Here is a 10,171-nt window from a genome sequence, read left to right as displayed (position 1 = left end):
CGAGTCCCGTCCGGACCGCCACTATTTATAATTAACAATGTTAACAGCAGTGCGAAGCAGATAAATGTTTCGGCTTTTTTTTTATATGGCACAACTAACACAATTATTAGTTGTGCCTTTTTCATTTGCTTTCGATGTTGTTTAAATATGCATCTGGGTCTTGCTTAAACCTTCTTTGTTTTGTGTGTCCATTTATTCTTCGTTTCCAAGAATCTACTTCATCTTAATGTACAGAAAATGTGGCATTTTGTATCTTTTGAAGACCGTATTGTTCATTTTTGGTGTGCCTGAATTGCTAGGTGTTTTCTCCATTTTCAGTCCCTTTTTTTTTTCTCCTTCTTCCATCGTGCATATTTTTCAGGCAGGCACATGGCACACGGCCTGAAACCCATCGAGAGGGCCGTCTGCTCATCCGCAAAAAACACACGGTGTTTAACATATCCACCTTTTGCTATAGCTCTAAGCGCTGAGGGACAATCTAATCTTCCATATAATTTACTCCGTCGATACCCACCAAAAATACCCGGTGTATCACTTTGATATGGACGCATATCGGCACCTAGCAGGGTGAATGCCTTTTTTCCATTTTCAGCAATTTTCTCATTATCTTTACACATGCAATCACTTCCTATTGTCTTTACGGCTCGAACCCTGTCTGGCTCACATAAACCTGATTTTCCGGAAAGATTTCTATAAATCTGTTATATACTTTTTTAATAACTTGCGGTCTATACCATTCTTCTAAACCAAGTTGGGCATATTTTTTTTCAATTCCTAGTTTTCTTGTGCGTTTTCCTCCACTGCCATCGCCCATAAAGTAGTCATCAATACATATCCGGTTGACTAATGGCCTCAATTTCTCAGGAAAATAATCCCCACTCGGTAATATAGGTGCTATCGCAACTTGGGTCGGTATTCCCGCAGCTGCTAATTTTTCCAATGTCTTAAAGCGCGCCTGAATTGGAGGTGCCTTTGGAGTAAAATGTTTACGTATCGTTTCCAAATCTGTCTCAATTGTCATACTTACCCGGACTCTATCTTTTAAATGCTGCAGCAAATCGATATCTCGACTTACAAGTGGGCTTCTCGTCTGTACTAATAAGAAGTTAGGGGGATCTTCTACCATAACCTCTAGTAAAGATCGCGTCACTTTTTCCTTATGCTCTACGGGTTGATATGGGTCTGTACTTGATGACATAAAAATGGTTACATTACCTTTGACTTTGGCGCGATGAAGCTCCTTGCTTAGTAAATTCGCAGCTCCGTTTTTAACATCAACCCAATTTCCCCATTCCCCATTTCGAAAGAGGGATACCGGCATTTGGCGTACATAACAATATGAACACCCAAATGAACAGCCTGTATAAGGATTTAATGAATGAGTATAACCTGAAAGAAAGCCTGTGCCTTTATTAAGAATGGTTTTCGGATTTTTATAGAACAATTCACTTTCCATGACGGAACCTCCTTTCCATTCATTGTGCGGTAATAATCATCACTCATTGCTGGATAAGGCCTGTCTTTCCAGATCCAAAAGCAGTGTCTTCATTTCTAATCCGCCACGATAGCCGGTTAATGATCCATTCTTTCCTACTACACGATGACACGGTACGGTGATTAATACTGGATTAGCCCCAATCGCCGTCCCTACAGCTCGAACAGCTGCTGGTTTATTTATATCCTTTGCAATGTCGGAATAGGATTTAGTCTGTCCGTACGGAATTTCACAAAGTGCGTTCCAAACTGCAAGCTGGAATGCTGTTCCATCATAATTAAATGGAACAGTAAAGGTTTTCCGTTTTCCTTCTAGATACTGGGTGATTTCAACCGCATAGGGTTCAAGCTTTTCATCATCTTCAACAAGAGGACTTCCCGTAAAGCGTTTCTTAGCCCATTCGGACAATTCCTCGAATGGTTTGTTCTGTGAACCAACAAACACAAGTCCCTTAGCTGTTGAAGCAATATAAAAATTCAAATCCTTAAACTTTAGCAAAGACCAATAAAGTGTTGGTTTATTCTTTGATTCCATTTTACAATTCCTCCATTTTACTCATTTGACGAAGCTGGCGATATTGTGCTGGTGTATGTCCGGTTTTCTTTTTAAATAAAGTAATAAAATAGGGCGTGTTAGGCATACCTACACATATGGAGATATCCGCAATAGCTTTATTTGTTTGAATCAAATCCTTTTTAGCCGCGTTTACTCTAACCTGTTGTATATACTCAACTGGCGTGATGCCTTTAATCTTTTTAAACGTTCGATGCAAATGATAGGGGCTCCCATGAGCAATATCTGCTAATGTTTCTAGAGTTAATTTTTCTATGAAATTTTTATCAATGTATTCAGTGATAAGAGCCACCCACTCACTATCAGGCAATCTCTCATTAGTAGGCTTGCAACGTTTACAAGGGCGAAAATTTGCATGGAGAGCTTGTTCTGCGTTTAAAAAAATACGGACATTTTCTTTTTTAGGAACGCGAGATTTGCATGACGGTTTACAGAAGATACCTGTGGTCTTTACAGCATAGAAAAATTGATTATTGTACGATGCATCATTATCTATAATTGCTTGCCATTTTTCGTTTGTCATCATGTTTGCGTCATTCAAAATTTCATGATCTTCACTCTCTTGCAATTCATTATTGATACTATCCGACATTTATCTCACCTCTTCTTACAATATACCCCCTACAATTTCAGAATGTACAATTCTAGGGATAAAATAGCAAGATATTAAAATTCAATATTTATTTTGAATCATGGAAAATGATTCCAAGACCGTATCGTTCTCCAGAAGTAACCGTACTTACTCCATGACGAACTGTATTTTTGTAATAGCCTTTTTTACCAAGAGCAGGTCTATGGTTAGTAGGAAAAATAAGCGCACTGCCTTGTTCTAAAGTAATCACATGCCCCCTGCTCTGAGCACGAGGAATTTGTTCCACTAATAAGGACTCACCACCTGTATAGTCTTTATTTCGTTGATTTAATACAAATACTACTTGAAATGGGAAAAATACATCTCCATATAAATCTTGGTGCAAACAATTATATCCGCCTGTTTCATACTTTAAAATTAAGGGTGTCGGTCTAGTTTGTTCATATTCTTCACATATTTTCAAAAAATCTTGAAGATGATCTGGAAAATGTTCTGGTTTCTTTAAATAATCCAACCATCGATTGGCTGTTTTAGCCAACTCTGGATAAAAGGATTCTCTTAAACTTTGGATTATTTCGGGTAATGGATAGGAAAAGTATTTGTACTCCCCATTCCCAAAGCGATATCTCGTCATATTGATTGTCGTTCTGTATGACTCTTCCTCACTATAAAGTTCTATGAAGGAGTCACATTCATCTTTTGTTAATATTGCTGGAAGCTTTGCAAATCCTTGCGCATCTAATTCGTTTTGAATTGATTCCCAATTTAAGCTTTTGACACGTGTTTTAATATCTTGGACCATTTTTATCCCCTCCTATTCAGCATTCATGATAAATAACATTATAACCTCATAAATAGAAAAAATAAGGGACTTGGAATGTAATAGCAAGATAACAAAATTAATCAAGATTATTATGTGATAAAGTAAAACTTAAATCAGTGTGAATTTTCCTTCTAATTATTTTGTAAATAGTATAGGAAATAGTAATAAGATGAGGAGGATGATTAAAGTGACATGGCATGAAGTCAATGATGATATTATTATTACATTACCTGAAGAGTTTGACATGAATGCTAATATAGGCTATCTAACAAGGGAAAAAAATGAATGCATGTATGAAACGGAGAATGATATCATTACAAGAGTTATAGCCATTGGAGAAATTCGGTCCTTGATAAAGGTAAGCGTACTTGATAATAAACAGATGGTTGTTCAGTTCTTAAATGATTCTAGACCTACTGAAGAGGGGCAACGAGAAAAGATTGTAAAATATATTCGTGAATGGTTTGATCTTGATAACGATTTAACCCCATTTTATGAAATGGCAAAAGCAGATCCATTACTTAAAATGCCTGCCCGAAAATTTTATGGATTGCGAGTCGTCGGCATTCCCGACTTATTTGAGGCTTTATGTTGGGGTGTTTTAGGGCAACAAATTAACTTAGCGTTTGCGTACTCATTAAAGAAGCAATTTGTAGAAGGATTTGGCGATTCCATCGAATGGAATGGTAAAAAGTATTGGGTGTTCCCACCGTACGAACGAATTGCACAGTTAACACCTACCGACCTGGCAGATATTAAAATGACGGTAAAAAAAAGTGAATATATCATTGGAATTGCCAGGCTAATGGCAAGTGGAGAATTATCGAAGGAAAAATTAATGAAAATGGACTATAAAGAAGCTGAAAAAAACTTAATTAAAATACGAGGCATCGGTCCTTGGACAGCCAATTATGTTCTAATGCGCTGCCTAAGGTTCCCAACAGCTTTTCCAATCGATGATGTGGGTCTTATTAATTCGATAAAATTATTACGTAACATGGACCGAAAGCCTATGAAAGATGAAATCTTGGAAATATCAATTCCATGGAAGAACTGGGAATCATACGCTACCTTTTATTTATGGCGTGTCCTTTACTGAATAGTCCAAATGGGACTGTACTCAATAGCACTTTAAAGCCGATCTTCTTCTGGATTTATGGAAAAAAATCGGCTTTTTTTCAGTGCCCTCGTAATATAAGGTCATTTTTTTAGTATCATACTAAAATAGTTTTGTTATCATACACAAATACTTTTTCTTCAATATGGTATTTTATTGCAGCTATCAAAGTATCTGATTCTATCCTTTGCCCATAATGTTTATATTCATTCATTGTTAATCCTTCAGGTATATGAATAGCTTTTTGTGTTAAAATAGGTCCCTCATCTAATTTTTCAGTAACATAGTGTGCTGTTGATCCAATCACTTTTACTCCTCTCTCAAACGCCCTTTTATAAGTATTAGCACCGATAAATGCAGGTAACAACGAATGGTGTATATTAATAATTTTATTCTCGTACTTTCTAACGAAGGATGGGGACAAAATCTGCATATACCGAGCTAATACGATAAAATCTATATTCTTTTCCATTAAAATTTTGAATGCAATCTGATCGTTCTCCATATTATTTGCTGTTAGCTTTAATTTATAAAACGGTATCCCATATGATTCTACGTATTCTCTATGGATATCATGTTCACTTATTACAAGGGGAATGTTACAAATAAGCTCTCCTTTACTCCATCTCTCTATAACTTCTTTTAGGCAGTGGTCTTGTTTAGACACAAAAACCGCCATATTTTTTGTAGTTACTTTCTCCACCTTTATATCAATTGAATACTTTTCTTTTAGATTTGATAAATTCTCTTCAAAATTATTGACTTCTTTTATATTGCATTTGAATTCTAGTTCAATCCACAAAAATAATAAATTCACATCTTTTAATTGATGTTTATTAATCGAATTGATAATTATAGATGGTTTATTAATTAAATTAAATAATTCAGTAATCATTGAAAAATTAACTTCACCTATTAGCTTAATCCTATAGTTATTCGCTATCATAGAATATCCCTCCAATTTATTAATAATACTAATTTGAAAAGAGGTAAATTTCTACAGAAATATCCAAAATGTAGAATTAAGTAAAAAATTAGTAAAAAAAAATAAAGCATTGAAGATTTTGATTCTCTACTATTGAGTCATGGGGTAGCTACTCCAACATATCTACAGGAAATAAAATAATTATTGGGGGTGTATTAATAAGAAGGAGGAGGAAGCTTGGGAGTAAAATGTACTTTGTTATATGATGCAATGAATATATTCGATGATAAAGAAAAATTTTTACTAGAAAAGCTCAAGGTTGTTTTAATTAGTAACTTAAAAGTACTAGAAAATAAAAATTTAGAGAGATATAAGATGTTAATTATCTTAGAAGGTAACAACCTAATGAATGATGAAAAATTGGTTCTAAAAGAATTCGATAAAACCCATTTCCCTTTAATAAGAGTAAATAGTGTACCGAAAGAAGATATTTTTGAAATGGTAATTAACATGATTAACGAACAAATAGACTTCAACGAATTAACCCACGTGAATAATGAAAAAATAATAGAAGCGTTGATCTATATTGAAGAAAATTTTCAAAATTCTGACCTTAACTTAAAAAATGTATCAAATCACTTATTTTTAAATACCGCATATTTTTCAAGATTTTTTAGAGAGACCACGGGTATTGGCTTTAAAGATTACCTTATAAAACTAAGAATCTCAAAGGCTAAACAAATGCTAGCAAATGGTCATCTGGTTACCGATGTATGTATGTCAATTGGATACACTAATTTATCTTATTTCTCTCAAATATTTAAAAAAGAAGTTGGACTATGCCCATCAAATTTTAGAAAGCGCTATCACTCAATTTATAAGGAGGAAAACAATGTACGAAAAATACTATGATGTCGTAGGTGCAGGATTTGGTCCTGCTGGGATTGCTTTGGAGACTGCAATAAGAGATTCAGAGGAAACTAGTAATGAGAGAATATACAAACGGGTATTTTTAGAAAAAAACAATAACTCTGCATGGTTGCCTGAAATGTTATTACCAGGCACAGATATACAGCATCATTTTTTAAGAGACTTTGCTACTCCAAGAAATCCAAGAAGTCAATATACTTTTTCAAATTATTTATTTGAAAAGGGAAGATTATTTTCGTTTGGTTTATTAGGTCGACCAAGTCGTACCGAGTGGTCTGATTACGTGCAATGGGTCGCAAAGAAAATAGATGATAAAGCTCAATACAATGAGGAGGTAAAGCTTGTAGAGCCAATAATTGTAGATGAAAATGTAGAAGGCCTTAAGGTGCATACCAAAAATAACATAAACAACAAAGAGAACGTTTATCACACTAAAAACTTAGTCTTAAATTCAGGCAGGAAGCCGTTTGTACCTAGCATATTTAAAGGCCAAATCGGTGATAAGGTTTTCCATGCTAGTAAATTTATAAGCTCAATAAAGAATATTAACAATGATGACAATCCTACATTTACAGTTATTGGGTCCGGACAAAACTCTGTTGAAATAATGCTTTATTTAGCCAATAAATTTCCTAATTCAAAAATCAATTCTGTTGTTAGGCATACAGGATTTCGCCTATATGAATTAGGACACTTCACAAATGAAGTTTTCTTCCCTGATTTCACTAATTATTTTTACTCTTTAACACAAGAAGGTCGGGATAAATTATTTGAGCAAATAAAGCATACAAACTACTCTGCTGTAGATGAGGATGTGAGCGAGGCATTATATTGGAAAATATACGAGGATAAAATTAGAGGGAAAGAGCAGATAAAATTATATCGTTGTAAAGAAATATTCGATATATCAAAACATCGAGATAATTACTTATTAAATTTCACAGATATATATAACAAAGAAGATGGGTCAATTAATACCGATTATATTATTCTGTGTACAGGATTCTTTGAGGAAAAATATCCTGAGGTTCTTAAACCGATGAAAGAATTTATTAACTATAACGAAGAAAATAATATACAGGTCTTTCAAGATTATAAAATTAATACAAAATCAAATGTGAAAGCAAATATTTACTTGAATGGATTAACGGAAAGAACTCACGGAATAGGTGATGCTGCATCATTCACTATGATGGCTACAAAAGCTCAACGAATACTTGATTCGATTGATAATAATAAATTTGTAAAGAAAGGTGTATTATCATGAGCGTAAACCAATACTCGGATAGTATCTCACAAGTATGGCCGCTTTTTACTAACATCGATGTAGATTATGGAGAAAATATACATTTATATGATCGTACAGGTAAAAAATTTATTGATTTTACTTCAGGAATAGGTGTGACTAATACGGGACATTGTCATCCTAGAATAGTTAATGCTATTAAAGTACAATCAGAAAAATTATTACATGGACAAACAACAATATTGTATAACTCAATGTTGGATGAACTATCTCATTCTCTCCAAAAAGTTTTACCGGAAAAACTTAACTGCTTCTTTTTTTCGAATAGTGGGAGCGAGGCAGTAGAAAGTGCTATTAAATTAGTACGACATGCAACCGGTAAGCCTAATATTATTTGTTTTCAAGGTGGGTATCATGGACGTTCAATTGGAGCCCTGTCATTAACTACTGCAAAATCAGTATACCGTTCCGGTTATCAGCCTCTTATGCCAGGTGTTTTTGTTAGTCCACACCCTTATTTTAAACAATACACAGAAGAAGATAATGAAAAAAGGACTAGACAATGTTTAGAAGAGCTAAAACATTTGCTTAACACTCAATCTTCTCCAAGTGAAACGGCAGCTATGATTATTGAGCCAGTGTTAGGAGAAGGAGGATATATTTCACCGTCTGAAAGTTTTATTAAGGGGATAAGAGAGATTTGTGATAAACATGACATACTTTTAATTTTTGATGAAATACAAACAGGATTCGGAAGAACAGGAAAGTATTTTGCCTTTGAGCACTTTGGGGTTATACCAGATATTTTAGTGATCGCTAAAGGAATTGCTTCAGGATTACCTCTTAGCGGAATAGTTGCAAATAAAAAGCTTATGGATAAGTGGATTCCAGGTTCACATGGTGGAACCTATGGGCCTAATCCTTTGTCTATGGCTGCGGCTATTGAAACACTTAAAGTATTAGAAGAAGAAGATTTAATTAATAACTCTATGCACATGGGAAACTATTTATTAGCTGAATTACAAAAGTTAAAGAATGAATATCCTGAAATAGTTGATGTACGCGGTAAGGGACTTATGATTGGGTGTGAATTTGTTGCTGAAAATGGTGATCCGGGAACTTTCATAGCTGAAAAAGTAAGAAAAAGCTGTCTTTCTAAAGGATTAATACTCTTAACATGTGGACCGTATAATCAAGTAATTAGATGGATACCTCCACTCACAATAGAAAAAAGCGAAATTGATAAGGCTCTAACAATTTTTGATTCAGCATTAAAGAACAGTTTAGAAAGAGAATAATGAATTACGATGTAATTGTTGTTGGTGGTGGGATCATTGGAGCCAGTATTGCTTTTTTTCTTACTAAAAATAAAGGGGCCAAAGTATTATTATGTGAGAAAGGAAAACCACCAGGAGATGGTGCAACCAGTATTTCTGGAGGGTTATTAAGAGTACATCATACGAATAAAGCGAATCAACATTTATCTTTCAAAAGTCTACAAATTTATAGACAACTTACAGAAACTAAAAAAATGAATTTTGGCTATAACCCAATAGGTTTTTCAATAATAGTTGGTCCTGAATACGTTGAAAATATAAACAAAAATGTACATTATATGAATAATTTGAAATTACCTTCAAATGTCTATTCTCCACAAGAATATCGACTTAGAGAAAAAGAGATTAATACCGAAAATGTAGGTGCTATATGCTATGAGCCGCTTGGTGGTTATGGAGATCCAGCAAAATCGAGCATGTCATTCTTGAACGAAGCCATTAATCAAGGACTTGATTTAATGGAAGGAACGGAAGTTCAAGATTTAATAATTAACAACGATAGAGTGGTTGGCGTAAAAACAAATTTCAAAAACATTTATGCAAAACAAGTAATTGTTGCTTCTAATTTCTGGAGCAAAAAACTGACAAGAAAATTAGACTTAGACATACCTTTGTATACGAAACGCTTAGGGGTTGTATTTGCACAAGCGAAAAATAATAATAAAGTTATTTCTCATTCCTATATTGATGATACTTCTGATACGTACATGAGGCCTTTTCCTGACGGAAGAATCTTAATAGGAATAAGGTCTTCCAATTGTGAAGCTAATAAATACAGTCTAAGCAAAAAAGTTCATTTCAAGGAAGCTGAAGAAGCACTTTACAGAGCGGCTAAAAGATTTCCCAGATTAGAAAACGGAAGGCTTTTAGGAGGTCGTATTGGCTTTGATAGCTATACACCTGATCAAAATCCTATTATAGGACCATCGGAAATTGAAGGCTTATATCTATCTATAGGTTTTAGCGGAGGGGGATACAAAATTGCGCCCGCAGTAGGAGAATATGTAGCCGAAGAAATATCAAAAAATAAACAGATAAGTGAGCTTGAATACTATAGAGTCAGTAGGTTTCAAGACAGTCATAGTACTTATTTTCAAACGGATACTATGTATAAGTATATGTGATTGGTTAAG

At 34.3% G+C, this 10,171-nt stretch carries 11 protein-coding genes; 5 read left to right on the top strand and 6 right to left on the bottom strand.

The annotated features are described in order from the left end of the window. Window positions 1-314: 314 nt before the first annotated feature. From CWS20_RS20425 to CWS20_RS20405, 5 genes are all read right to left on the bottom strand, one after another. Window positions 315-617, bottom strand: coding sequence for an Ada metal-binding domain-containing protein (locus tag CWS20_RS20425; RefSeq protein WP_066192973.1), 303 nt, complete (start codon window positions 615-617; stop codon window positions 315-317). 20 nt (window positions 618-637) lie between these two features. Continuing rightward, a complete protein-coding gene (locus CWS20_RS20420) occupies window positions 638-1,456 on the bottom strand; it encodes an SPL family radical SAM protein (protein WP_066192975.1) in 819 nt (272 codons plus the stop codon). A 39-nt stretch (window positions 1,457-1,495) separates the two neighbouring features. Beyond that, on the bottom strand, window positions 1,496-2,029 hold the full coding sequence (adaB, locus tag CWS20_RS20415; RefSeq protein ID WP_066192977.1) for a methylated-DNA--[protein]-cysteine S-methyltransferase: 534 nt from the start codon (window positions 2,027-2,029) through the stop codon (window positions 1,496-1,498). A gap of 1 nt (window position 2,030) precedes the next feature. Further along, window positions 2,031-2,660 (bottom strand): bifunctional transcriptional activator/DNA repair enzyme AdaA, encoded by a 630-nt coding sequence (locus tag CWS20_RS20410; RefSeq protein ID WP_066192979.1) that lies wholly within the window; start codon window positions 2,658-2,660, stop codon window positions 2,031-2,033. Between the two features lie 88 nt (window positions 2,661-2,748). Continuing rightward, the gene (locus tag CWS20_RS20405) at window positions 2,749-3,462 is read right to left on the bottom strand and encodes a 2OG-Fe(II) oxygenase (protein WP_066192981.1); all 714 of its coding nucleotides are present in this window, start codon (window positions 3,460-3,462) and stop codon (window positions 2,749-2,751) included. A 208-nt stretch (window positions 3,463-3,670) separates the two neighbouring features. Here CWS20_RS20405 and CWS20_RS20400 point away from each other — a divergent pair, with 208 nt between their 5' ends. Continuing rightward, entirely contained in the window at window positions 3,671-4,582 is a 912-nt protein-coding gene (locus tag CWS20_RS20400; RefSeq protein ID WP_083957235.1) for a DNA glycosylase, read from the top strand. 115 nt (window positions 4,583-4,697) lie between these two features. Here the strand turns inward: CWS20_RS20400 and CWS20_RS20395 are convergent, their stop codons facing one another. After that, the gene (locus tag CWS20_RS20395; RefSeq protein ID WP_066192985.1) at window positions 4,698-5,546 is read right to left on the bottom strand and encodes a formyltetrahydrofolate deformylase; all 849 of its coding nucleotides are present in this window, start codon (window positions 5,544-5,546) and stop codon (window positions 4,698-4,700) included. A 216-nt stretch (window positions 5,547-5,762) separates the two neighbouring features. Here CWS20_RS20395 and CWS20_RS20390 point away from each other — a divergent pair, with 216 nt between their 5' ends. From CWS20_RS20390 to CWS20_RS20375, 4 genes are read left to right on the top strand one after another with little or no spacing between them, the layout of a single operon-like run. Beyond that, the gene (locus CWS20_RS20390; RefSeq protein WP_066192987.1) at window positions 5,763-6,437 is read left to right on the top strand and encodes a helix-turn-helix domain-containing protein; all 675 of its coding nucleotides are present in this window, start codon (window positions 5,763-5,765) and stop codon (window positions 6,435-6,437) included. Further along, on the top strand, window positions 6,418-7,722 hold the full coding sequence (locus CWS20_RS20385; protein ID WP_066192989.1) for a SidA/IucD/PvdA family monooxygenase: 1,305 nt from the start codon (window positions 6,418-6,420) through the stop codon (window positions 7,720-7,722). The genes CWS20_RS20390 and CWS20_RS20385 overlap by 20 nt, the downstream gene beginning before the upstream one ends. Then, window positions 7,719-8,999 (top strand): aspartate aminotransferase family protein, encoded by a 1,281-nt coding sequence (locus CWS20_RS20380; RefSeq protein WP_066192991.1) that lies wholly within the window; start codon window positions 7,719-7,721, stop codon window positions 8,997-8,999. The genes CWS20_RS20385 and CWS20_RS20380 overlap by 4 nt, the downstream gene beginning before the upstream one ends. Beyond that, window positions 8,999-10,162 carry an NAD(P)/FAD-dependent oxidoreductase gene (locus tag CWS20_RS20375; RefSeq protein ID WP_066192995.1) on the top strand — a complete coding sequence of 388 codons (1,164 nt, stop codon included), beginning with the start codon at window positions 8,999-9,001 and terminating at the stop codon, window positions 10,160-10,162. Before CWS20_RS20380 ends, CWS20_RS20375 begins: the two co-directional genes overlap by 1 nt. Window positions 10,163-10,171 lie beyond the last annotated feature (9 nt).

This window comes from Cytobacillus horneckiae, assembly GCF_002835735.1.
GTDB lineage: Bacteria > Bacillota > Bacilli > Bacillales > Cytobacillaceae > Cytobacillus > Cytobacillus horneckiae.
Note: the sequence above shows the minus strand (reverse complement) of the source record. Positions and strands in the feature narration are given on the sequence as shown.

Bases quoted from the DNA above. Each gene is read 5' to 3' on its own strand.
- CWS20_RS20420 (WP_066192975.1), bottom strand. From the start codon at position 1,456: ATGGAAAGTGAATTGTTCTATAAAAATCCGAAAACCATTCTTAATAAA.
- CWS20_RS20385 (WP_066192989.1), top strand. From the start codon at position 6,418: ATGTACGAAAAATACTATGATGTCGTAGGTGCAGGATTTGGTCCTGCT.
- CWS20_RS20375 (WP_066192995.1), top strand. From the start codon at position 8,999: ATGAATTACGATGTAATTGTTGTTGGTGGTGGGATCATTGGAGCCAGT.
- CWS20_RS20425 (WP_066192973.1), bottom strand. From the start codon at position 617: ATGTGTAAAGATAATGAGAAAATTGCTGAAAATGGAAAAAAGGCATTC.
- CWS20_RS20380 (WP_066192991.1), top strand. From the start codon at position 7,719: ATGAGCGTAAACCAATACTCGGATAGTATCTCACAAGTATGGCCGCTT.
- adaB (WP_066192977.1), bottom strand. From the start codon at position 2,029: ATGGAATCAAAGAATAAACCAACACTTTATTGGTCTTTGCTAAAGTTT.
- CWS20_RS20410 (WP_066192979.1), bottom strand. From the start codon at position 2,660: ATGTCGGATAGTATCAATAATGAATTGCAAGAGAGTGAAGATCATGAA.
- CWS20_RS20395 (WP_066192985.1), bottom strand. From the start codon at position 5,546: ATGATAGCGAATAACTATAGGATTAAGCTAATAGGTGAAGTTAATTTT.
- CWS20_RS20405 (WP_066192981.1), bottom strand. From the start codon at position 3,462: ATGGTCCAAGATATTAAAACACGTGTCAAAAGCTTAAATTGGGAATCA.